Annotated in this window: 22 protein-coding genes; 13 read left to right on the top strand and 9 right to left on the bottom strand. The window is 72.4% G+C overall.

Going from position 1 to position 23035, the window contains the following annotated elements:
• Positions 1 to 79: 79 nt before the first annotated feature.
• Genes NNW99_RS21665 through NNW99_RS21650 form a run of 4 tightly spaced genes read left to right on the top strand, consistent with a single transcriptional unit; the run spans position 80 to position 3428 of the window.
• Positions 80 to 1228: a lipid-transfer protein gene (locus NNW99_RS21665; protein WP_215120782.1), complete on the top strand. Its 1149-nt coding sequence runs from the start codon at positions 80 to 82 to the stop codon at positions 1226 to 1228.
• 10 nt (positions 1229 to 1238) lie between these two features.
• Positions 1239 to 1652 (top strand): Zn-ribbon domain-containing OB-fold protein, encoded by a 414-nt coding sequence (locus NNW99_RS21660; RefSeq protein ID WP_215120781.1) that lies wholly within the window; start codon positions 1239 to 1241, stop codon positions 1650 to 1652.
• A complete protein-coding gene (locus tag NNW99_RS21655; protein WP_215120780.1) occupies positions 1649 to 2422 on the top strand; it encodes an enoyl-CoA hydratase/isomerase family protein in 774 nt (257 codons plus the stop codon). The genes NNW99_RS21660 and NNW99_RS21655 overlap by 4 nt, the downstream gene beginning before the upstream one ends.
• Before the next feature lie 52 nt (positions 2423 to 2474).
• A complete protein-coding gene (locus NNW99_RS21650) occupies positions 2475 to 3428 on the top strand; it encodes an alpha/beta fold hydrolase (RefSeq protein WP_215124391.1) in 954 nt (317 codons plus the stop codon).
• A gap of 208 nt (positions 3429 to 3636) precedes the next feature.
• On the opposite strand, the gene NNW99_RS21645 is transcribed toward NNW99_RS21650, so the two are convergent.
• A complete protein-coding gene (locus tag NNW99_RS21645) occupies positions 3637 to 6042 on the bottom strand; it encodes a serine/threonine-protein kinase (protein ID WP_215120779.1) in 2406 nt (801 codons plus the stop codon).
• A gap of 192 nt (positions 6043 to 6234) precedes the next feature.
• Positions 6235 to 6972, bottom strand: a complete 738-nt coding sequence (locus NNW99_RS21640; RefSeq protein WP_215120778.1) for a VOC family protein — start codon at positions 6970 to 6972, stop codon at positions 6235 to 6237.
• 121 nt (positions 6973 to 7093) lie between these two features.
• On the opposite strand from NNW99_RS21640, the gene NNW99_RS21635 reads away from it, so the two are divergent.
• Positions 7094 to 7741 carry a TetR family transcriptional regulator gene (locus tag NNW99_RS21635; protein ID WP_229873153.1) on the top strand — a complete coding sequence of 216 codons (648 nt, stop codon included), beginning with the start codon at positions 7094 to 7096 and terminating at the stop codon, positions 7739 to 7741.
• A 115-nt stretch (positions 7742 to 7856) separates the two neighbouring features.
• On the opposite strand, the gene NNW99_RS21630 is transcribed toward NNW99_RS21635, so the two are convergent.
• Together NNW99_RS21630 and NNW99_RS21625 are read right to left on the bottom strand one after the other, a co-directional pair.
• Complete coding sequence (locus NNW99_RS21630; protein WP_215120777.1) at positions 7857 to 8339, bottom strand: nitroreductase family deazaflavin-dependent oxidoreductase; 483 nt, start codon at positions 8337 to 8339, stop codon at positions 7857 to 7859.
• Entirely contained in the window at positions 8336 to 9523 is a 1188-nt protein-coding gene (locus NNW99_RS21625) for an acyl-CoA dehydrogenase family protein (RefSeq protein WP_215120776.1), read from the bottom strand. The genes NNW99_RS21630 and NNW99_RS21625 overlap by 4 nt, the downstream gene beginning before the upstream one ends.
• Before the next feature lie 109 nt (positions 9524 to 9632).
• On the opposite strand from NNW99_RS21625, the gene NNW99_RS21620 reads away from it, so the two are divergent.
• The 3 genes from NNW99_RS21620 to NNW99_RS21610 all read left to right on the top strand — a co-directional run bounded on the left by NNW99_RS21620 (position 9633) and on the right by NNW99_RS21610 (position 12021).
• Positions 9633 to 10802: an acetyl-CoA acetyltransferase gene (locus NNW99_RS21620; protein WP_215120775.1), complete on the top strand. Its 1170-nt coding sequence runs from the start codon at positions 9633 to 9635 to the stop codon at positions 10800 to 10802.
• 78 nt (positions 10803 to 10880) lie between these two features.
• Positions 10881 to 11306, top strand: coding sequence for a pyridoxamine 5'-phosphate oxidase family protein (locus NNW99_RS21615; protein ID WP_215124390.1), 426 nt, complete (start codon positions 10881 to 10883; stop codon positions 11304 to 11306).
• A 46-nt stretch (positions 11307 to 11352) separates the two neighbouring features.
• Complete coding sequence (locus tag NNW99_RS21610) at positions 11353 to 12021, top strand: pyridoxal 5'-phosphate synthase (RefSeq protein WP_215120774.1); 669 nt, start codon at positions 11353 to 11355, stop codon at positions 12019 to 12021.
• Between the two features lie 6 nt (positions 12022 to 12027).
• Here NNW99_RS21610 and NNW99_RS21605 read toward each other — a convergent pair whose 3' ends face one another.
• The 4 genes from NNW99_RS21605 to NNW99_RS21590 are packed head-to-tail and all read right to left on the bottom strand — an operon-like array spanning position 12028 to position 14425.
• Positions 12028 to 12885, bottom strand: a complete 858-nt coding sequence (locus NNW99_RS21605) for a GNAT family N-acetyltransferase (RefSeq protein WP_215120773.1) — start codon at positions 12883 to 12885, stop codon at positions 12028 to 12030.
• A 40-nt stretch (positions 12886 to 12925) separates the two neighbouring features.
• Complete coding sequence (locus NNW99_RS21600; protein WP_215120772.1) at positions 12926 to 13540, bottom strand: GNAT family N-acetyltransferase; 615 nt, start codon at positions 13538 to 13540, stop codon at positions 12926 to 12928.
• 40 nt (positions 13541 to 13580) lie between these two features.
• Positions 13581 to 13976, bottom strand: a complete 396-nt coding sequence (locus tag NNW99_RS21595; protein ID WP_215120771.1) for a Zn-ribbon domain-containing OB-fold protein — start codon at positions 13974 to 13976, stop codon at positions 13581 to 13583.
• Entirely contained in the window at positions 13976 to 14425 is a 450-nt protein-coding gene (locus NNW99_RS21590) for a DoxX family membrane protein (protein WP_215120770.1), read from the bottom strand. Before NNW99_RS21590 ends, NNW99_RS21595 begins: the two co-directional genes overlap by 1 nt.
• Before the next feature lie 215 nt (positions 14426 to 14640).
• Here NNW99_RS21590 and NNW99_RS21585 point away from each other — a divergent pair, with 215 nt between their 5' ends.
• The 5 genes from NNW99_RS21585 to NNW99_RS21565 all read left to right on the top strand — a co-directional run bounded on the left by NNW99_RS21585 (position 14641) and on the right by NNW99_RS21565 (position 21379).
• Entirely contained in the window at positions 14641 to 16179 is a 1539-nt protein-coding gene (locus tag NNW99_RS21585; RefSeq protein ID WP_215124389.1) for a subtype B tannase, read from the top strand.
• A 215-nt stretch (positions 16180 to 16394) separates the two neighbouring features.
• The gene (locus tag NNW99_RS21580) at positions 16395 to 17600 is read left to right on the top strand and encodes an NAD(P)/FAD-dependent oxidoreductase (RefSeq protein ID WP_215120769.1); all 1206 of its coding nucleotides are present in this window, start codon (positions 16395 to 16397) and stop codon (positions 17598 to 17600) included.
• 117 nt (positions 17601 to 17717) lie between these two features.
• The gene (locus NNW99_RS21575) at positions 17718 to 19946 is read left to right on the top strand and encodes an acetate--CoA ligase family protein (RefSeq protein WP_215120768.1); all 2229 of its coding nucleotides are present in this window, start codon (positions 17718 to 17720) and stop codon (positions 19944 to 19946) included.
• Positions 19946 to 20731 carry an enoyl-CoA hydratase/isomerase family protein gene (locus NNW99_RS21570; RefSeq protein ID WP_215120767.1) on the top strand — a complete coding sequence of 262 codons (786 nt, stop codon included), beginning with the start codon at positions 19946 to 19948 and terminating at the stop codon, positions 20729 to 20731. The genes NNW99_RS21575 and NNW99_RS21570 overlap by 1 nt, the downstream gene beginning before the upstream one ends.
• 42 nt (positions 20732 to 20773) lie before the next feature.
• Positions 20774 to 21379 carry a flavin reductase family protein gene (locus tag NNW99_RS21565; RefSeq protein WP_251057886.1) on the top strand — a complete coding sequence of 202 codons (606 nt, stop codon included), beginning with the start codon at positions 20774 to 20776 and terminating at the stop codon, positions 21377 to 21379.
• Here the strand turns inward: NNW99_RS21565 and NNW99_RS21560 are convergent.
• Positions 21376 to 22506, bottom strand: coding sequence for a class I SAM-dependent methyltransferase (locus tag NNW99_RS21560; protein ID WP_215120766.1), 1131 nt, complete (start codon positions 22504 to 22506; stop codon positions 21376 to 21378). The genes NNW99_RS21565 and NNW99_RS21560 overlap by 4 nt on opposite strands.
• Positions 22507 to 23035 lie beyond the last annotated feature (529 nt).

The raw sequence follows: 23035 nt of genomic DNA, 5'->3' as shown, positions 1-23035 counted from the left end.
CCCCGTAGCTGACTACCCGTCAGATTAGCTGTACCCTGACGGCCTGTCAGCAGCCCTTCAGCGGCGTGGAGGTGTGCGCATGGCCGGACTCAAGGACGCCACGGCGATCGTCGGCATCGGACAGACCCCCTTTGCCAAGCACCTCCCCGAGGACGAACGCACCCTGGCCTGCCGGGCCGTGCTGGCCGCGCTCGACGACGCCGGGATCGCGCCCGGCGAGGTCGACGCCCTCGCCTCCTACACCATGGAGGAGACGGACGAGGTCGAGCTGGCCAAGGCCTGCGGCTTCGGGGACCTCACCTTCTTCAGCAAGGTCGGCTTCGGAGGCGGCGGTTCGTGTGCCACCGTCGCCCATCTCGCGGCCGCGATCACGGCCGGGCAGGCGAGCGTCGGGGTCGCGTGGAGGTCACGCAAGCGGGGCAGCGGGCCCCGGCCGTGGACCAACACCACCGTCCAGCTCCCGACGCCGGCCCAGTGGACCCGGCCGTACGGGCTGCTCAGGCCCGTCGACGAGATCGCCATGCTCACCCGGCGCTATATGCATGAGTACGGCGCCACCCGCGACCACCTGTTCAACGTCGCCCTGGCCTGCCGTAATCGCGCCAACCAGAACCCCGCCGCGATCATGTACGACCGGCCCCTCACCCGCGAGATGTACATGACGTCCCGCTGGGTCAGCGAGCCGCTCTGTCTCTTCGACAACTGCTTGGAGACGGACGGGGCGTTGGCCTGTGTGGTCGTCTCCGCCGAGCGGGCCCGGGACTGCCGGCGCGAGCCCGTGTACGTCCACTCCGCCGCCCAGTCGCTCCCCGCGCAGCACCACGGCATGGTCAACTACTGGAACGACGACCCCCTCACCGGCCCCGCCTGGAGTGCCGCCCGGCATCTGTGGAAGCACTCCGACCTGGCCCCCGAGGATGTGGACGTCGCGCAGATCTACGACGCCTTCACGCCGCTGGTGCTGCTCTCGCTGGAGGGCTACGGCTTCTGCGGGCGTGGTGAGGGCGGGGCGTTCACCGAGGGCGGGGCGCTGGAGACCGGCGGGCTGCTGCCCGTGAACACCGGCGGGGGCGGGCTGTCGGAGGCGTATGTGCACGGCTTCAACCTCATCAACGAAGGGGTGAAGCAGTTGCGTGGGACCAGTACCGCTCAGGTGCCGGGGGCGTCCACCTGTCTGGTCACGGCGGGTGAAGGGGTGCCGACCTCCGCCCTTCTGCTGAGGAACTGAGGAGTTGCCGATGCTGCGTCCCGTCACCGACCCCGACGGCGCCCCCTTCTGGGAGTACGCCGCCCGGGGCGAGCTGCGCGTCCAGGGCTGCGTCGAGTGCGGCGAACTCCGCTTCCCGCCCCGGCCGTGCTGCCCGCACTGCCAGTCCTTCGAGGCCGAGTGGCGCTTGGTCTCGGGGGGCGGCCGGGTCTGGTCGTATGTCGTTCCGCATCCGCCGCTGCTGCCGGACTACGCGGAGCTGGCGCCGTACAACGTGGTCGTCGTCGAGCTGGACGAGGCGCCGCGCATCCGGCTCGTCGGCAATCTGGTCGCGGAGCCGGGCGCGGCGATCGACTCCATGCCCGCCGAGCGGCTGCGCATCGGTGCCCGGGTGCGGGTCGTCCTCGGTGACGGACTGCCCGCGTGGGTCCTGGAGCGGGCATGAGCAGTGTGCTTGTCAGCGCGGACAAGGACAGCGGGGTCGCGGTCGTCACCCTGAACCGGCCCGGCCGGCTCAACGCGATCGATCTGGAGATGGCGGACCGGCTCGTCGATGTCTGGCGGGAGTTGCGGTTCGACGACACCGTGCGGGCCGTCGTGCTCACGGGGGCCGGGGAGCGCGCGTTCTGCACCGGTATCGACCGGGACGCCGTCGTGCCGCAGCCGAACTCGCCGTTCGCGCAGGACGATCCGCTGCTCGGGATCGGGCCGAAGGCGAACGACCTGTGGAAGCCGGTCGTCGCCGCGGTGCGCGGGATGGCCTGCGGGGGCGCCTTCTATCTGCTCGGCGAGGCGGAGTTCATCGTCGCCGACACCACCGCCTCGTTCTTCGACCCGCACACCACCTACGGCATGGTCAGCGCCTACGAGTCCGTCCTGATGGCGCAGCGCATGCCGTACGGGGAGGTCGCGCGGATGGCGTTGACGGGGGCGGCGGAGCGGATCTCGGCGCGGCGGGCGTACGAGGTCGGGCTGGTGTCGGAACTGGCGCCGGAGGGCGGGGCTCCGGCGGCGGCGATCGCGTGTGCGGCAGTGATCGCCGGGCATCCGACGGAGGCCGTGCAGGGCACGGTACGGGCGTTGTGGGCGGCGAGCGCGGCGGGGCGGGAGCAGGGGTTCGCCCAGGCGCCGCACCTCATCGCGCTCGGCAACGCGGCGGGTGAGCGGCAGGCCCGGCTGTTCGCGGAGCGGGCGCGTGCGTACCGGTTGCGGTAGTAAAAGTCGTTTACTCATACACGCGTATGCTCGACCCGTGGTTGAGCATCGGATGATCGACGTGAACGGCATACAACTGCACATCGCGGAGCAGGGCGAGGGCCCGCTCGTGGTGCTGCTGCACGGTTTCCCGGAGTCCTGGCACTCCTGGCGGCACCAGTTCGGTCCGCTGGCCGAGGCCGGTTTCCGGGTGGTCGCGCCCGACCAGCGCGGATACGGCGGCAGTGACCGCCCCGAGGACGTGTCCGAGTACAGCATCTTCCATCTGGTGGGCGATGTGGTCGGGCTGATCCACGCGCTGGGCGAGGAGCGGGCGTTCGTCGTCGGGCACGACTGGGGGGCGCCGGTGGCCTGGCACACCGCGCTGCTGCGGCCCGACGTGGTGCGCGGGGTGGCGGGGCTGAGCGTGCCGCCGCCCTTCCGGGGTGCGCAGCCGCCCCTGAAGACCATGCGGGAGCGGTTCGGCGGGCACTTCTACTGGAACTACTTCGAGGAGCCCGGCGTCGCGGACGCCGAGTTCGCCGCCGACACCCGCACGGCCCTGCGCAAGCTGCTGTACTCCGCCTCCGGTGACGCGCCGGACGCCGGGCGCCCCGAGCAGGCCCTGGTCGAGGACCTGGGGCGCGGCTGGCTCGCGGACGCCCCGAACCCCGAGGTGCTGCCCGACTGGCTCACCGAGTCGGACCTCGACACCCTCACCGAGAGCTTCGAGCCGGGCTTCACGGGCGCGCTGAACTGGTACCGCAACCTGGACCGCAACTGGGAGCTGACGGCCCCGTGGCAGGGCGCTGTGGTGTCCCCGCCCGCGCTGTACGTGTACGGCGACCGCGACCTGGTCCCGGCCTTCCCGGGAACGCCCGAACTGATCGAGGCGCTGCCCCGGTTGATGCCGAACCTGCGGCGCGAGCCGGTCGTGCTGCCGGGCTGCGGTCACTGGACGCAGCAGGAGCGGCCCGCCGAGGTGAACAAGGTCCTGATCGACTTCCTGACGGACCTGCGGGGCTGAGCACCCCTGAGTCGCTGGTTCGGCGGTCGGCCTCCTCGTGGCCGGCCGCCGGGCCCGGACCGTCCGTCACGGGCGGCCACCGCGTGGCGACGAGTGCGTACCCGGCGTAGCGTCGTGGGTGAGAGCGGTGATCGGATCGCTCCCCCCGGAGCGACGGCCGCCGTCTGGAACCCTTCCGTGCGCCGGTACGACGGCCGTCCCGGGCTGCTCACGCGGTGCGCGCCGTGCCCGTGCCCTTCTCCGCGTCCAGCGCGTACACACAGCGGTCCTTGCTGCACGCGTACACCACCCCGTCCCTGACGACCGGGGAGCCGGTGATCTCGCCGCCGGTGGCGAGCTTCCAGCGCAGCCGGCCGTCGTCGGCCTTGAGGGTGTAGAGCAGATGGTCGGTTGAGCCGAAGTGGATACGGCCCTCGGCCACCGAGGGGGCGCCCACGATGTCGCCGCCCGCCTGGAAGCGCCACTTGGGCGTGCCGGTGACCGCGTCGAGGGTGTAGAGGCCCTTGCCGCTGCCCACATGGACATGGCCGGCGGCGACCAGGACGGGTTCGACGGAGGCGCGGGACTCGGTGGCGATGCGCCAGCGGTCGCGGCCGTCGGTGGCGTCGAGGGCGTACACCGTGCCGAGGTAGTCGGCGAGGTAGACGCCGCCGCCGGTGACGGCCGGGCCGGGGACGAAGGTGGGCGGGGAGAGGAAGGCGGCCGGTGCCTCGAAGTGCCACTTCACATGCCCGGCGGCCACATCGAGGGCCAGGACGCGGGTGCCGGCGCAGACGTACACGTAGCCGTCGGCGGCCGGGGTGACGCGGACCGGGACGCCGCCGCAGGAGGCCGCGTCGCCGATCGGGTACGACCAGCGCTCGTCGCCGGTGCGGGCGTCCAGGGCGCGCAGCCGGGCGTCCTGCCACACGTAGACCGTGCCGTCGTGCAGGGCGGGTCCGGCCTCGGGGGATTCGAAGTCGGTCTGGCAGCCGGTGATCTCCCAGAGCTTCTGGCCGGCCGAGGCCTCCCAGCCCTGGACGCCGCCGCCCCGGGTGCCGGTGACGACGGTGCCGCGGCCGGCCTGCAGCGAGTAGACCCAGGCGTCCGTCTGCAGGCGCCACAGGTCGGCGCCCTCGCGGGCGTCCAGGGCGAACAGCGTGGGCCCGTCGGAGGCGTGGATACGGCCGTCCGCGACGGCCATGGACCAGGCGACGTCCCGGGTCTTGAAGCGGCGGCGGCCGGTGCCGACGTCCAGGGCGTGCACCTCGAAGGAGGTGACGTAGACGAGGTCGTCGGCGACGGAGGGGGTGCCCCAGACGTCGTTGGACATGCGGAAGCGCCAGGGCCGCCAGCCGCTCGCCTCGGGCGGGGCGACGGGGGCCGGGGGCGCGGTGACGGCGGGGCCGACGGCGGGGTCCGTGCCGTTGACGCCGGGGCGGGGCTTGGACCAGGAGGCGGCGAGGGCGGCCTCCGGAGGGGGTGCCTTGACGGCGGCGGCACGGACGTCGGCGACGCGCGGGCCCGGGCCGATGGGCACCGGGGCGCCGGCGAGCTGGACGGGGCCGGTGTCGGGGCCGCCGCCCACGGGGGCCGCCACGGACGCGGCCACGGAGACGGGCGCCGGGACGACGGGGTCGTGCGAGGGCGGGGGCGGGATGGGCGCGGGGCCGGGGGCCGGGACCGGGGCGGGGCGTCCGCCGCCGCTGCGGCCGGCGGGGGCGGGCTTGCCGGCCGGGCGGCCGTTGCGGCGGGACTCGATCAGGCCCACGGCCCGCTCGGGCAGCCACGCGGAGGCGGTGCCGCTGTCGTCGGAACCGGAGCCGAAGAGGTGGGGAGCCAGCTGGGCCTGGAGGTCGGCCGGGTTGGGACGGCCCGTCGCCTCCATCTGCATACAGGACTCGATGAGCGGACGCAGCTCGTCCGGGAGTCCCTCCAGGTCCGGACCCTCGCGCAGCAGCATGAAGACCGTCTCGACCGGGTTGGCGCCGTGGAAGGGCGGGTGTCCGGTGGCGGCGAAGACCAGCATGGAGCCGAGGGAGAAGACGTCGGAGGCGCCGGTGACGCTGCGGGAGTCCTTGGCCTGCTCGGGGGACATGTAGGCGGGCGTGCCGACGGCGACGTTCGTCATCGTCAAACGTGTGTTCGACACGCCGGAGGCGATACCGAAGTCGATCACCCGGGGGCCGTCCTCGACGACAAGGACGTTGGAGGGCTTGAGGTCGCGGTGGACCAGCCCGGCGCCGTGGATGGACTGGAGCGCCTCGGCCACGCCCGCCGCGAGCCAGCGCACCGCCTGGGCCGGGAGCGGCCCGCAGTCGTTCACTATCTCCTCGAGGGAGGGCGCGGGGACGTAGGCGGTGGCCAGCCAGGGCACGGCCGCACGCGGGTCGGCGTCCACGACCGCCGCCGTGTAGAAGCCGGAGACCGCGCGGGCCGCCTCCACCTCACGCGTGAAGCGGACCCGGAAGAGCTGGTCCTCGGCCAGCTCCGTGCGGACGGTCTTGATCGCCACCCGCCGGCCCGACGCCGAGCGCGCGAGATAGACCAGCCCCATGCCGCCGGCACCCAGCCGTCCCAGCACCTCGAACGGCCCGATCCGCCGCGGATCGTGCTGCGTCAGCTGATCCACCACTCTGCCTGCCACCTCCCCGTACGAGCCGCGCCAAGCCACATGTTCCACGCGACCCCGTGCAGCGTCTCACCACCGCACCGCCATGGCGGCACGCACCCCGATTCTTCCTGGCCAAAGCCGTGGTGGCGAACCCGGCGACGAATGGGGTGTCTCTGTACACACAGGGACAAAAGATGACCATATGGCGCCAGGTCAGGCACCCGACCGACGGTGCAGCAGCGCGAAGGACGCCCCCTGATCGTCCGTGACGACGGCCACCGTGCCGTACGAGGTCTCGAACGGCGGGACCTGGACGCGCCCGCCGAGCCGGGTGACGTCCTCCAGCGCGGCGGTCACGTCCTCGACGGCGAAGTGGATCAGGAAGTGGGGCGGCATCTCGGCCGCGAAACGGTCGGAGACGGCGGCCCGGCCGAAGTCGGGCTCGGCGTCCGGCCCGAACAGGGCCTCCTGGAAGAGATCGCCGTAGAAGTCGTCGGCCGCCTCGGTGTCCCGCGCGTACAGCTCCGCCCAGGCGAAGGTGCCCGGCTCGTGCCGCTTGCCGAAGCCGACGTGCTCGTCCGGCTGCCACAGGGCGAAGACGGCCCCCTCCGGGTCGGTGACCAGGGCGGTGACGCCCAGGTCGCCGGCCGGCACCGGCGCCGAGACGACCTGTCCGCCGGCCGACCGGATGCGCCGGGCCAGCGCCGGGGCGTCCGGGGTCGCGAAGTACACGGTCCAGACGGTGGGCAGCCGGCCGTCCACCTTGCGGACCAGCGCGGCGACGGCTTCGCCGTCCTTCAGCGCCTCGGCGAAGGAGCCGTACCACTCGTCCTCGAAGGTCCATCCGAAAAGTTCACCGTAGAACCGCTTGCCCGCCTCGACGTCGCGAAGCTGCGCGTCGACCCAGCAGGGGACGCCCTCTGCGTACACCGATGCCCTGTTTTCGGCCATGCCGCCAACGTAACCGCGACGGCCGCAGCCCGCAGACCAGGCACACCAGCCTCCGTACACCGCACACCCCATTTGCAGTCGGCCGAATCGCGCCTCGATCCCGCCTCGGTAAGCTGACGTCATGACAGGACAAGTGCGTACCGTCGACGGCCGCGTGGCCGGCCGGCGTGGGCAGGCGACCCGGCAGAAGCTGCTCGACTGCCTGAGCGAGATGCTCAGCTCCTCCCCGTACCGGGATGTCAAAGTCATCGATGTCGCCCGGAAGGCGGGCACTTCGCCCGCGACCTTCTACCAGTACTTCCCGGACGTCGAGGGCGCCGTCCTGGAGATCGCCGAGCAAATGGCGACCGAGGGCGCCGCGTTGACCGAACTCCTGGAGGGCCGCTCCTGGGCCGGCAAGGCCGGCTGGCAGACGGCTCAGGAACTCGTCGACGGGTTCCTGGAGTTCTGGCGCAAGAACGACGCGATCCTCCGGGTCGTGGATCTCGGCGCCGCCGAGGGCGACAAGCGGTTCTACAAACTCCGGATGAAGATCCTCAACTCGGTGAACAACTCCCTCGCGGACGCCGTCGCCGAGCTCCAGGCCAAGGGCCGGGTCGACAAGGACGTGAACCCGGCGGCCGTCGCGGGCTCGCTGGTCGCGATGCTCGCGGCCGTGGCCTCGCACCAGAAGGGTTTCACCTCCTGGGGCGTGAAGCAGGCCGAACTGAAGCCGAACCTCGCGCTGTTGGTGCACCTGGGCGTCACCGGCAGAAAGCCGACGAAGTAGCCGCCAGGCGCCCGTGCGCCTTCGGCCCTTTTCCCTTACCGAGTCCTGTCTGGCAGGCGGCGGTCCACACCGGTGGCCGCCGCCTGTCGCGCTTTCCGCTTCTGTCTCAGCGCGCTCAGCGTGACTTGTGGCTCCGTACGATCCTGAAGACCCGTATCTCCCGCTCCACCCGCGCCTGATAGGCGGCGTACGGCGGCCAGAACTCCAACACCGCCTTCCACGCCGCCGCCCGCTCCTCCCCCTCCAGCAGCCGGGCCGTGACGGGGATGTCCTGGCCCTTCCAGCTGACCTCGGCGCTCGGATGGGCCAGCAGATTGTGGCTCCAGGCGGGGTGCCCCGAGCGCCCGAAGTTGGACCCGACCAGGATCCAGGCCTGCCCGCCCTCCTCGGGCATGCAGGCCAGCGGCGTCCGGCGCGTCAGCCCGCTCCTCGCTCCGGTCGAGGTCAGCACCACACCCGGCAGCAGCTGTGCGCTGAGCAGCACCTTTCCGCGGGTGAGCCGGTGCACGGCCCGGTCCAGGGCCGGGAAGACGTGGGGTGCCACCCGGGCGAACCCCGGGGTGGAGGACACCTTCTGCACGAACCGCACGCCCCTCATCGGCCGGCCTCCTCGAAGAGATGCGCCGCGTCGGCGGCCCACGCCCGCAGCCGGTGCACCGGCCCGAACAGCAGCTCGTCGCCCGCGGCACGCTTGAAGTACAGATGGGTGTCGTGCTCCCAGGTGAACCCGATGCCGCCGTGCAGCTGGATCCCCTCGGCGGCGGCCCCGCGCAGGGCCCCCAGCGCCTGGGCGAGGGCGAGCCCGCCCGCCTGCTCGCCCTCGGCGGCGACACCGGCCCAGGCCGCGTAGTACGCCGCCGAGCGGGCCGCCTGCACCTGGACGTACGCGTCGGCCAGCCGGTGCTTGACCGCCTGGAAGGAGCCGACCGGCCGCCCGAACTGCTCGCGCTGCCCGACGTACTCCACGGTCCGCTCCAGCACCCGGTCGGCGGCCCCCACGGCCTCGGCGGCGAGACAGACGGCGGCGGTGTCGCCGAGCCGGGCGAGGGGGGCGAGGACGTCGTCGCCCTCACACCCCAGCAACTCGGCCTGCACGTCTCGGAGTTGTACGCGCGCCTGCGGACGGGTCGCGTCCAGTGCGGTCTGCCGTACGCGGGTGAGACCGGCGGCGTCCGCCTGCACGAGGAAGAGCAGAACGCGGGAACGGGCGAACCCCCCGGTGTGCGCGGCGACCAGGAGGAGACCCGCGCTGTGCCCGTCGAGGATCTGCCCGGCCTCCCCGTACAGCCGCCAGCCGTCGTCCGTCCGCCGGGCCTGCACGCCCCCGGCCCGTCCGCCGCCGGCCCACGTTCCGTGCGGGTCGTGGCCGGTGAGCGCGAGGGCGGTGGTGAGGGCGGGGCCCGGTACGGCGAGGGCGGCGGTGAGGGTGCCGGAGGCGATCCGCGGGAGGAGGTCGGCCCGCTGGGCGTCGGCGCCGAGGGCGAGGATCAGGGGTGCCGTGAGGACGGCGGTGGCGAGCAGGGGCGAGGGGGCGAGGGCCCGGCCCGTCTCCTCGCAGGCGAGGGCCAGCTCGGTGACCGAGCAGCCGACCCCGCCGTAGGCCTCGGGGAGGGCAAGACCGGGCAGGCCCAGCTGGTCGGCGAGGGCGGTCCACAGGGCCGGGTCGTGTCCGGCCGGGGTGTCGAGGGCGGCCCGCAGCTCCACGGGTCCGCACCGCTTGTGGAGGAGTTCGCGCAGGGTGCGGCGGATCTCGTCCTGTTCGGGAGTGAAGCGGGCGTCCATGGGGGCACCACCTCCGCATCTGACGGTGCGTCATATTAGGGCGGTGGGACGGGGATGCCCAGAGTTCCGGCGCTCCCCCGCACGACTTATCTGATGTACCGTCAGATTCATGGTTGCCCGGAGGAAAGTGGCCGTCGTCGGCGTGGCCCTCTCGGACTGCGGCCGCGTGGACGACGCGACCCCGTACGCCCTGCACGCCCAGGCGGCCCGTCGCGCCCTGGCCGACGCGGGCCTGGACCGTTCACTGGTCGACGGCTTCGCCTCGGCGGGCCTGGGCACGCTGGCCCCCGTCGAGGTCGCCGAGTATCTGGGGCTGCGGCCCACCTGGGTCGACTCCACCTCCGTCGGCGGCTCCACCTGGGAGGTCATGGCGGCCCACGCGGCGGACGCGATCGCGGCCGGGCACGCGCGTGCGGTGCTGCTCGCCTACGGCTCCACGGCCCGCGCGGACGTGAAGGCGGGCCGCCGCACCGGGACCCTGTCCTTCGGCACCCGCGGCCCCCTGCAGTTCGAGGCGCCCTACGGCCACACCCTGATCGCCAGGTACGCCATGGCCGCCCGCCGCCACATGATCGAGTACGGCACGACCATCGAGCAGCTCGCGGAGGTGGCGGTCCAGGCCCGGGCCAACGCGGCCCTGAACCCCGAGGCGATGTTCCGCACGCCCATCACTGCGGACGAGGTCGCCTCCGGCCCGATGATCGCGGACCCCTTCACCAAGCTGCACTGCTGTCTCCGTTCCGACGGCGGGGCGGCGGTGCTGCTGGCGGCCGAGGAGTACGTACGGGACTGCCGTACGGCACCGGTGTGGGTGCTGGGCAGCGGGGAGTCCGTGTCGCACTCGGCGATGTCCGAGTGGCCCGACTTCACGGTGTCACCGGCGACGGTGAGCGGACGGCTGGCCTTCGAGCGGGCGGGCGTACGGCCCTCGGAGATCGACTTCGCCGAGATCTACGACGCGTTCACCTATATGACCCTGGTGACCCTGGAGGACCTCGGTTTCTGCGCGAAGGGCGAGGGCGGGGCGTTCGTGGAGAAGGGCCGGCTGCGGGTCGAGGGCGGCGAGCTGCCGGTGAACACCGACGGGGGCGGTCTTTCGGCCCAGCACCCCGGGATGCGCGGTCTGTTCCTGCTGGTGGAGGCGGTACGGCAGCTGCGGGGCGAGTGCGGCGACCGCCAGGTGCGGCGCGCCGACGGCTCTCTGCCACGGCTGACGGTGGCGTCGGGGACGGGGGGCTGGTTCTGCTCCTCGGGGACGGTGGTGCTCGGGGCGGGGTGAGATGAGGGGAACACGGATGCCGGGGCCGGTGTTTGCTTGGGGGAGAAGGATCTGAGCGAGCCGCTGGAGGAGACCGGAATGGCCCTGACCCGCGAAGAGCGCGAACAGTTCCTGGCCGAGCCGCATGTCGCCGCGCTGGCGGTCGACGCGGGGGCGGGCCGCGCCCCGCTCACGGTGCCGATCTGGTACCAGTACGAGCCCGGCGGCGACATCTGGATCATGACCGGCCTCGACTCCCGCAAGAACGAGCTGATCAGCACGGCGGGCCGGTTCTCGCTGATGATCGACCGGCTCGAACCCACGATCCGGTACGTGTCGGTCGAGGGCCCGGTCGTCGACACGGCCCCCGCGACCCTCGACCTGCTCCGAGAGCTCTCGGCCCGCTATCTCCCGGCCGACAAGGTCGACGGCTATGTCGACTTCGCCTGGAAGAACCACGGGGAGCAGCTGGTGCTGCGGATGCGGCCGGAGCGGTGGGTGTCGTCGGATCTGGGACAGGTGTGACGACACCCGCGAGCCCCCACGGGCACCCCCGGGTGACAATCGGCCCATGGCACCCGATCTTCACGAGCTGCTGAGGTCGCTGCGGGTCTGGGACCCGCAGTCCACCCACCTGCCGCCCTTCGACCCGACCGCAGCCCCCGCCACGCCACTGGCGCTCTTCACCGAGTGGTTCGCGGCGGCGGTGGCGGCCGGGCAGAGCGAGCCGCACACCATGTCCCTGGCGACCTCGGACGAGTCCGGCCTGCCCGACGGGCGGATCGTCATGCTGCACGGCGCGGACGAGAGCGGCTGGTCGTTCGCGTCCCACGCCGGCAGCCGCAAGGGCCGGCACCTCAGCGCCCGGCCGTATGCCGCCCTCACCTTCTACTGGCCGGTGCTGGGCCGCCAGGTCCGGGTCCGGGGCCCGGTGACCGCCGCCCCGTCCGCCGACGCCCAGGGCGATCTGCACGCCCGCTCGACGGGCGCCCTGGCAGCCGCGCTGACCGGCCGCCAGAGCGAGCTCCTCGACTCGGTGGAGGAGCTGGCCCGGGCCTCCGAGGCGGCCTGGGAACGAGCCCGCGGCGAGCCGGAGGCTCCCGTGCCGTCCTGGACCCTGTACCGGCTGCGCCCCGAGGAGGTGGAGTTCTTCCAGGGCGACGGGCAGCGACGCCACGTACGGCTGCGCTACCGGCGCGGGGACGGGGAGGAGTGGGTGCGGGAGCTGCTCTGGCCGTGAGGGGCGTCAGCCGAAGTCGTACACCTCGAAGTCCGCCACCGCCCGGTACCCGATCCGCTGGTACAGGCCGTTGCTGGTCGGGTTCGCCAGGTCCGTGAAGAGCAGCACCTCCTGCGCCCCGGAGGCGAGGGCGGCGCGGCTGACCTCGGACGTCGCCGCGCCCGCGTAGCCCCGGCCGCGGAGGTGGGACGGGGTGTAGACGGGGGCGACGCGGGTCTGGCCGGCGATCAAGGGGGTCCGGCCGGCCATGGCGACGGGTGTGCCGTCCGGGGTCTCCCAGAAGGTGATGCCGCCCTGCTCGATACGGGCGTCGGCCCATCCACCGTCGTCCCGGACGGTGCCCATGCCCAGGGCCTCGTTGAACTCCTGGTGCCAGCGGATGAGATGGGCACGGTCGGCCTCGATGGCGACCCGGGGCGCGCCGGACGGTACGGGGTCGGGCACGGTGAGGGTGCCGAGCCGGTAGAGCCGCTGGCGCTGACGGAGCGTGGCCGTGGCGCCGGTGTGCCGCTGCCAGGCCTCGGTGAAGGCGACCGCGGTGTCGCGGTCGGCGTTCACGCCGGGCAGCCGCTGCCCGAGCGCGGCCAGCCGCGCCGCGAGGGTGTCGGCCTCCTCGGGGGTGAGGGCGGTGAGGTTCAGCCAGTGGGGCGGGGTGCGGAAGAACGACGCCCGGACGGCGCCGTCCCGCTCCAGCACGCCGAACTCCGGCGGCCCGTCGCCGTAGACGCCCGGTCCGCGGGTGCGCAGCGCCTCCGTGACGGTCAACGGGACGGTGTGCAGGGCCGGTTGGGAGCGGAGGAAGGATCCCGCGCGGGACAGGAAGTCGTCGAGGTCCTGGGTGAGGTGCCAGTCATGGGTGCTCATGCCCCATGGTGACGTCCGTGTCCCCGCCGGCACCTCCGAATTACGCCCCGTGCGCGGGGCCTTCGCCGGGTTCCGGATCCGTCGCCAGCCGCGCGTGCAGATGGGCGTCCCGGAACGCGTCGTGCCGGTCCTCCTGGAAGATCGCCCCGCGCAGGGTCCCCTCGTAGGCGAACCCGCATCTCTCGGCTATCCGGCACGACACGTCATGGCCGACGGCGTGGTCCAGCTCCAGCCGGTGCAGGCCGAGTCCGTCGAAGGCCCAGCGGGCGGCGAGCAGCAGGGCCCGGGTGGCGACGCCCTGGCCGCGGGCCTCGGGGAGCACCCAGTAGCCGACGCGGGCGACCTTCAGGTGGTACTTGATCTCGTTGACGCCGATGTGCCCCAGGGGTGTGTCACCCCGCGCGTCCGCGACCCGGAACGACATCGACGTGCCCTCCATGGCGCTCTGCCCCCGCGCGAGCAGCGAATCCCGGGCGCTCGTCAGGTCCGTGACCGGCCTCAGCGGGGTGTTCCAGCGCCGGAACTCCGGGTCCCGCATGCCGCGCAGCCAGGTCTCGACGTCGGCGCCGGACGTGGCGTCCCAGGGGCGCAGACGGAGGCCGTGGCCGTGGAGTTCGGGATGAGCAGCCGAGGACGGGTCGCGTAGGGAGGCCATGGGGCCATTCAAGCCGGTGGGACGGGAGGAATCACTCCCCTTACGGCGCCTCGGCCACGATCCGGAACACCGGGATTCCCTCCCGGAACGTCACCTCCAGTTCCGCTCCCGCCGACAGCTCCCTCTCCCCCACGACCTCTGTCATCATCCGCGGCCCTTCGACCAGGTCGACCACGGCGGCGACGTACGGTGTGCGTCGCGCGAAGGGCGGCAGGTCGTTGCGGTGGACGACGGACCAGGTGTAGAGGGTGGCCCGGCCGCTCGCCTCCTCCCAGACGACGTCCTCGCTCCAGCAGCGCGGGCAGAACTCGCGCGGGTAGTGGTGGGCCCGTCCGCAGGCACGGCAGCGGCGGATCAGCAGCCGGCCCTCGGCTGCCGCGTCCCAGTACGTCCGGGTGAAGGCGTCCGGTTCGGGCAGGTCGAAACGCCCCGTCATCAGAACAGCCCCAGCGCGCTGTCCAGCGACCAGGTCTGCCAGGACATCCCGAACAGCGCGACCACGGACATCAGCGCCATCATCGAGTTCTGCCCCTGCTCGGCCACGTCGTGGATCATGAGCGTGAGGTAGAGGACGTTGAGGAGGAACCCGCCGGCCAGGGCGATCGGGGTGAGGAAGCCGGTGATCAGGCCGAGGCCCAGGGCGAGTTCCGCGTAGACGACGACGTACGCCATCACGCGCGGGTGGGGCGCGACGACCGTGCCGAAGCCCGAACGGACGGCGCTCCAGCGGTGCTCGGCCGCTATCCCGGCCGCCCACTTGATGCCGGTGCCCCGTTCGAACCAGGCCTTGCGGTCCTTGTGCCGCCAGCTCTCCAGCCACCACAGCCCGAGCCCGATCCGCAGTACGGCCAGCCACTCGGCTCCGCCGAGCCAGATCGTGTCCATGCGATCTGACGGTACGTCAGTTACCGGGATCCGCAAGACCCCGCGGAGGCCCGGACGCTGCGCGCTTCCCATGAAGCTATGTGTTCACAATGAGTCCGACAGAATTGTTGGCAATTTTGTCGGCGACTGGCTACGTTCGCTGGCACAAGCCAGCAACGAGTCCACGGAGGGGCGTCAAGGTGAAGCACAGGGCAGTCAGGCGCAGGAGCGTCGTGTTGGGGATCGGGGCGACGGCCGGTGCCGCCGCTGTCGGCGGTATCGCCCTGAACGCACAGGCGTCGAGCGGGCCGGCGCCCGCCTCCGGGGGCCTGGTCTTCGACACCGACGGCTACACGGAGCAGACGACCACGATCACCGACGCGAACGGCGACGACCACGAGGTGATCTACCGCTTCTGGAAGGCCGTCACCTACGTCGCGAAGCCGGTCGACGAGAAGTACCAGAGCCTGAACGTCAGCGCGCCCGTGAAGATCGACGGCACGTCCGTGGACGCGAGCGGCGCACCGATCCTCTTCGCCAACTCCGTCGGCGGCTACATGCCCTCGTCCGTCGCCGACGCCACCGGCGTGGGCGCGGGCGGCACGGGCGGCCCGCCCGGGGGCGGGGGCGGCACCGGCAAGATGGTCAGCCTGCCGAAGCTGGCGCTGGCCGCCGGGTATGTCGTGGTCGAGCCGGGCGCCCGCGGCCGGACCCTGAAGAACTCCGCGGGCGAGTACTACGGCACCGCCCCGGCCGCCATCGTCGACCTGAAGGCCGCCGTCCGCTACGTCCGCGCCAACAAGGGCCGCATCCCGGGCGACACCGACCGGATCGTCTCCTCCGGCACCAGCGCGGGCGGCGCCCTGTCCTCGCTGCTCGGCGCCTCCGGCGACAGCCCCCTGTACGAGAAGTACCTGAGGGAACTCGGCGCGGCCGACGCCTCCGACGCCATTTTCGCCACCGGCGCCTGGTGCCCGATCACCGACCTGGAGCACGCCGACGGCGCCTACGAGTGGAACTGGGGCACCAACGTCGTCCAGGGCACGGGCGACCTCGCCGACCGGACGGTGTCGAAGGAACTGCTCGCGCAGTTCGCCGAGTACCAGGCCTCCCTCAAGCTGCGCGGCCTCGGCGGCTTCGGCACGCTCACCGCCCGCAACTACGACACGTACCTGCTCAAGCAGTACATGGAGCCCTCGGCCACCGCCTATCTCAAGGCCCTGTCGGACGCCGACCGCGCCGCCTATCTGGCCGACAACACCTTCATCACCTGGAAGAACGGCAAGGCCGGCTTCAGCTGGGCCGACTTCCTCACCCATGTCGGCGCCCGCAAGAAGAACGCCCCGTCCTTCGACGCCTTCGACCTGTCCACCGGCGAGAACAACCTCTTCGGCACGGGCACGACCGGGACCCGCCACTTCACGGCGTACGGCCTGAAGCACGACACCACCGGCAACACCGGCACGCGGCTCGACGGCGACATCCCAGCGAAGCTGCGGCTGATGAACCCGATGCCCTTCCTCACCGGGGACCTGCCCGGGGGCAAATCCGGGGGCAAGCCCAACGCCCACCGCAGCAGGCACTGGTGGATCCGCCTCGGCACCAAGGACTCCGACACCTCGCACACGATCTCCGCCAACCTCGCCGCCGCCGCGGCCGCGCTGGGCGACGACGTCAGCCACCTCTACTACTGGGACCAGGGGCACGGCGCGAACACCGACCCGGGCGACTTCATCGAGTGGATCGCGAAGGTGACCGGCCACCGGGCCAGGTAACCCCCGGCCCCTCAGGACCGCGGCCTCCGGTACTCCCGTCTGTCCGTACCGGAGGCCGCACCCCGCCCCGCCGTCAACAACGATCACGGGGCCGCCACAACCAGGCGCGCTACGCCACGAGCCCCACCCCCTCCTCCTACAGCCGTGATCAATCCGCAACCAATTCCGGTCTTGACCGAGACCCATCAAGCGGGCCCGTGATTACGCTCCCGCTCATGGCCGACTCCACGCCCTCCCCACACTCCTCCGCGCACCCCACACCGGACCGCCCCGTCTACGTCATCGGCGGCGGCCCCGGCGGACTCGCCGCCGCGTACGCGCTGCGCGCCCGGGGCGTACGGGCCGTCGTCCTGGAGAAGTCCGACCGCGTCGGGGCGTCCTGGCGGCGCCACTACGACCGGCTGCACCTGCACACCACCCGCGGCCTGTCGGCCCTGCCCGGGCTGCCGATGCCGCGCCGGTTCGGGCGGTGGGTGTCCCGGGACGACGTGGTGCGGTACCTGGAGAAGTACGCCGAGCACCACCGCCTGGAGATCGTCACCGGCGTCGAGGTGTCCCGGATCGAGCGCACGCCCGACGGCACGGGCTGGCTGTTGCACGCCACCGGGGGCAGGGAACTGACCGGCTCGGCGGTCGTGATCGCGACCGGCTACAACCACACCCCGCGCCTGCCGGACTGGCCCGGCCGCGACACCTTCACCGGCGAGTTCCTGCACGCCGGGGAGTACCGCGACGGCACGCCCTACGCCGGCCGGGACGTCCTCGTCGTCGGCATCGGGAACACCGGCGCCGAGATCGCCGTGGACCTGGTGGAGAGCGGCGCCTCCCGGGTCCGGCTGGCCGTACGCACCGTCCCGCACATCGTGCGCCGCTCGACGGCCGGCTGGGCCGCCCAGTACAGCGGCGTGCTCGTACGCCGTCTGCCGACCGGCCTCGTCGACCGGATCAGCCGGGTGCAGGCCAAGGTGGCGATCCCCGACCTGTCGGCGCACGGGCTGCCGCGCCCCGACACCGGCCTGTACACCCGGGTGAAGCAGGGCGCGATCCCGGTGCAGGACGTCGGCCTGATCGACGCCGTCCGCAAGGGCAAGGTCGAGATCGTGGCCGCCGTGGAGTCCTTCGAGGGCGACGGCAAGATCGTGCTGGCCGACGACACCCGGCTCTCACCGGACGCGGTGATAGCCGCCACCGGGTACGTCCGCGCCCTGGAGGGCCTGGTCGGCCACCTCGACGTCCTCGACGCCCGCGGCAAACCCGTCGTCCACGGCGCCCGCACCCCACAAAACGCCCCCGGCCTGTACTTCACCGGCTTCACCAACCCGATCAGCGGCAATCTGCGCGAACTGGCGCTGGACGCCGTGAAGATCGCGAAGGCCCTGGCCCGGGACGCCTCGGGGACGGTGTCCCGGCTGCCGGGCTGAGCGCCCGCCCGATGACGGGTGAACTTCGTCCGCTCACAGCCGTTCCTGACGTCGTGTCAGTTCAGTAACCTGACAGAGCGTCAGTTAGCGGCTGTCTCACAGGAGCGGGCGGAAACGATGCTTGGATCGACCCACGGCACCCTCACCACCGACTCCCGCCGGGCCCGGGCCATCGCCTGTGGCGAACGGCCCGGGCCTGCCGTGCACGGCAGGCCGGCCCAGGAGGGCGACCTCGACGTCAGCGGGCGTCCACTGCACGCCGACGTACCCGATCTCGACCACTTCTTCCGGCCCCGGTCCGTCGCCGTGATCGGCGCCTCGGACGCCGAGGGACGCCCCCACACCGGCGTGACGCGCCAACTGGCCGACTGGGCCGACCGCGTCGGGGCCCGGCTGTACCCGGTGCATCCGAGCCGCCCGTCCGTCTTCGGCCTGCCCTGCTCCCCCTCCGTGGCCGACCTGCCCGAGCAGGTCGACCTGGCGGTGGTCCTCGTCGGCGACCCCCTGCCCGTGCTGGAGGAACTGGCGGAGGCCAAGGCACGGTTCGCGGTCGTCTTCGCCTCCGGCTTCGCGGAGACCGGCCCCGAGGGCGAGGCCGCCCAGCGGCGACTCGCGGCAGCCGTCGAACGCTCCGGGCTGCGACTGCTGGGCCCCAACACCAACCTCAACGCCTTCGAGCACTTCCGCGAGGACCTCGACGGCCCCGCGATCGCCCTGATCACCCAGTCCGGCCACCAGGGCCGCCCCGTCTTCGCCCTCCAGGAACTCGGCATCCGCCTCTCCCACTGGGCGCCCACCGGCAACGAGGCCGACCTGGAGACCGCGGACTTCCTCTCCTACTTCGCCGAGCAGCCCGGGATCGGCGCCATCGCCTGCTACCTGGAAGGCCTCAAGGACGGCCGCTCCTTCCTCCTGGCCGCCGACCGGGCCGCCCGGCGCGGAGTCCCGGTCGTCGCCGTCAAGGTGGGCCGCACCGAGACCGGCGCCCGCACGGCCGCCTCCCACACCGGCAAACTGACCGGCGCGGACACGGTGGTGGACGCGGCGCTGCGCCAGTTCGGCGTGATCCGCGTAGACGGCCTGGACGAACTCCAGGACACAGCGGCCCTGTTGGCCCGGGCCCCCCGCCCGCCGCGCTCGGACGGCGTGGCCGTCTACTCCATCTCGGGCGGCACGGGCGCCCACGTCGCGGACCTGGCGACCGAGGCGGGCCTGCGGCTGCCGCCGCTCTCCGAGGCCAAGCAGACCGAACTGCACCAGTGGATCCCCGAGTACCTGAACGTCGCCAACCCGGTCGACAACGGCGGTCACCCGGTCGGGGACCAGCGCGGCCGGAAGATCATCGACGCGCTCCTCGCCGACCCCGAGATCGGCGTCCTGATCTGCCCGATCACCGGCCCCTTCCCACCCCTCAGCGACCGCCTCGTACGGGACCTGGTCGACGCGGCGGAACACACGGACAAGCTGGTGTGCGTCGTCTGGGGATCACCTGTCGGCACGGAACCGGCCTACCGCGAGGTCCTGCTCGGCTCCTCCCGCGTGGCCACCTTCCGCACGGTCGGCAACTGCCTCACCGCCGTCCGCGCCTACCTCGCCCACCACCGTTTCACGACGGCCTACCGCTCCCCCTTCGACGAGGCCCCGCGCACCCCCTCACCGTCCTACCGCAAGGCCCAGGCGCTGATGCACCCCGGCGAGCAGCTCAGCGAGCACGCGGCCAAGCAACTGCTGCGCGCCTACGGCATCCGCGTACCGCGGGAACAGTTGGTGACCAGCGCGGCAGCCGCTGTCCGGGCCGCGGGTCTGGTCGGCTACCCGGTGGTGATGAAGGCCTCCGGCGCCCGCATCGCCCACAAGACGGAACTGGGCCTGGTGAAGATCGGCCTGACCTCCGCGAGCCAGGTCCGCGACGCCTACCGGGAGCTGACCGACATCGCCCGCTACGAGGATGTCTCCCTGGACGGCGTACTGGTCTGCCAGATGGTCGAGCAGGGCGTCGAGATGGTCGTAGGAGTCACCCACGACGACCTGTTCGGCCCGACGGTGACGGTAGGCCTCGGCGGGGTCCTGGTCGAGGTCCTGCGCGACACCGCCGTGGCCGTCCCGCCCTTCGGCGAGGAACAGGCCCGGGACATGCTCGCCGGCCTGCGCGGCCGGGCCCTGCTCGACGGGGTCCGGGGCCGCCCGCCGGCCGACCTCGACGCCTTGGTCGAGGTCGTCCTGCGCGTCCAGCGCATGGCCCTGGAACTCGGCGACCAGCTGGCCGAGTTGGACATCAACCCCCTGATGGTGCTGCCGCAGGGGCAGGGCGCGGTGGCACTGGACGCGCTGGCGGTGTGCCGCTGATGCCGACGGTCCTGCACGAGACAGCCGACCAGGTCCTCACCCTCACCCTGAACCGCCCCGAGGCACTGAACGCCCTCACCCCGGACCAGCGGGAGGAGATCATCCACCTCCTCTCGAGGGCGTCCGCGACACCCGACATCCGAGCGGTCGTCATCACAGGAACGGGCCGGGGTTTCTGCGCGGGCGCGGACCTCCGAGGCGCCGCCACCACAGCCGAACGCACCGCCGGCGATGTCGCCCGCACCCTCCGCACCGGCGCCCAGCGCCTGATCGCCGCCGTCCTGGACTGCGAGAAACCGGTGATCGCGTCGGTCAACGGCACGGCGGCAGGCCTAGGAGCCCATCTGGCACTCGCCTGCGACCTCGTACTGGCGGCGGAGTCGGCGAAGTTCATCGAGGTCTTCGTCCGCCGAGGCCTGATCCCAGACGGCGGCGGCGCCTACCTCCTCCCCCGCCTCATCGGCCCCCAGCGGGCAAAGGAGCTGATGTTCTTCGGCGACGCGCTCACAGCGACACAAGCGGAGCACTTAGGCCTGATAAACCGGGTCATTCCGGACACAGACTTGTCCCACACAACCCAATCCTGGGCCGAACGCCTCGCCACCGCCCCGACCCGAGCCCTCGCCCTGACCAAGCAGCTCGTCAACGCGTCCCTGGACACCGACCGGGCCACCGCCTTCGCCGCCGAGGCCGCCGCACAGGAGATCAACATGACGACGGCGGACGCGCGGGAGGGGATACGGAGCTTCGCGGAACGACGGAAGGCGACATACGAGGGCCGCTGACCCTTCCAATCTGACGAACTGTCAGCTTCAATCGTGAACGTGATGGGACAAGCAGGAATGGCGGAAGCGGCCGTCCGCTACCTCAGGTCGACGGCCCGCACCCCGGCCCCACGCCCCGTGGAACCGCTGCCCCGCCCGGAGCTGCGCTGCGTGGGCGAGGACGAGCGCGCTCCCCTGGACCGGCAGGAGTTCCGCCGCGTCCTCGGCCACTTCGCGACGGGCGTGACGATAGTGACAGCACCCCCCGCCGCCGGCTTCGCATGCCAGTCCTTCAGCTCCCTCTCCCTCGACCCACCGCTCGTGGCCTTCATGGTCGGCCGCACGTCGACGACCTGGCCGCGCATCGCCCGCGCGGGCGTCTTCTGCGTCAACGTCCTGGCCGCCGACCAGGCCGAGTTGTGCCGCTCCTTCGCGGTGAGCGGCGCGGACAAATTCGCAGGCGTGGCCTACGACGCGGCCCCCGTCTCCGGCTCCCCCCGCCTCTCCGGCACGGTCGCCTGGATCGACTGCACGATCCACACCGTCCACACCGGCGGCGACCACCTGATCGTGGTGGGCCGGGTGAACGCCCTGGGCACGGGCACGGACGCTCCGGCCGAACCACTGCTGTTCCACCGAGGGCGCTTCGGGCGGTTGACGGAGGGCTAGGCGACGGGGAGGGCCAGCCGCCACAGCGAGGTGACCTCGGCGGCCCGTACGGCGTGCAGCGGATCGTCCGTATCCCGCGCACGGGCGTGCTGCGGCCGGGCATCCAACCGTCCGACGACCCGCAACCCAGCGTCCCCTACGACGGTCATCAACTGCTCCCGGCTGCGCAGCCCGAGCCGCTCCGCGAGGTCGGACAGCACGAGCCACCCCTCACCGCCGGGTTCCAGCCGCTCGGCGAGCCCGCCCAGGAAGCCCTGCAGCATCCCACCACCCGCGTCATACACACCGAGATCGAGATCGGAGGCGGGCCGGCCGGGAATCCAGGGCGGATTGCACACGACCAGGTCGGCACGCCCCGGGGGATACAGCTCGGCCCCACTCTCCACCCGTACGGCCCCCGAGAGCCCCAGCCGCCCCACGTTGTCCCGCGCACACGCCCGGGCCCGCGCACTGACGTCGGTGGCCACGACCTGCCCGACACCCCGCCGGGCCAGGAGGGCGGCGAGCACGCCGGTCCCGGTACCCAGGTCGAACGCGACACGCACGTCACGACCCCCTCGCGGCAACGGAGCCTGCGCGACGAGATCGACGTACTCACTCCGGGTGGGCGCGAACACCCCGTAGTGCGGGTGGATCCGCGCTTCCAGCGCCGGGACGTGGACACCTTTCTCCCGCCACTGCCGGGCACTGACGACACCCAGCAGTTCGGAGAGAGCGACAGCCAAGGGCCCGTCGAAGTCCCCGTAGGCCTCGGCGGCGGCCCGGCGCACATCGGGAGCCCGACGGAGGTCCAGTCCGTGTTCCGCGTCCAGCAGAACCAGCAACTTGCCGAGCACGCGCGCACGGTGGGCACGAAACCGCCGCTGCAACCGGAAGGTCTCTGCCGCCGTGTCCACCGCCCCGGGCGCGGTACGCCCGACACGACGGTCCAGGGCACTCAGCAACTGCCGCGCGTTGTGAAAGTCCCCGCGCCACAACAACGCGGTGCCCTCGCAGGCCAGCCGGTAGGCGACAGCGGCCCGCATCCGGTCGTCCGCGACGACGACCGTGCGGGGCAGGGGCAGTCCGGACTCAGAATGCCAGCGGGCGGAACGGGGGTGAGTCTCGATCCAGTGGATCGTGGACACGGCGTACTCCTCGGAAGATCGGGCGTGAACGAGCGTGCTGGGTCACTACGTCCAGGTCTCCGAGGACCATGCCGAGTGTCATCAACGAACCTTTCGCAGCAGGTGTGTCGAGTGTGCCGGATTCTCAGCCGGTCAGGGCACGAACGACCCCATCGACCAGCGTCGCCACGGCCTCCGGGGCCTCCCGGGCCTCCCGGGCCTCCCGGGCCTCCCGGGCCTCCCGGGCCTCCCGGGCCTCCGAGGATCATCCACCAACGAGCTCACCGCCCCTCCGGCCCCTCCTCCCAACACCCACCCACCGATCGATCGCCGCTGAACCCACCCGGCGTCCATGCGAGACGCGCCCGCGCCCGCCGACGCCCCCAGCCAACCCACGGGCCAAAGCCCGCACACAGGCCTGCTTGGCCACCCGCCTCCCCGGGCCGCCCGCTCGCTTCTCCCCCGTGCTGGAACGGCCTGGGTCAAGGGTGGCCCGCAGGGCCATCGCCGAAGGCGACGCGCAGCGCCCTTGATGCGGGCCGTGGAAGCA

The sequence above is a fragment of the Streptomyces sp. CRCS-T-1 genome (assembly GCF_024442335.1).
Classification (GTDB): domain Bacteria; phylum Actinomycetota; class Actinomycetes; order Streptomycetales; family Streptomycetaceae; genus Streptomyces; species Streptomyces koelreuteriae.
This window is presented reverse-complemented; position numbering and strand designations above follow the sequence as displayed.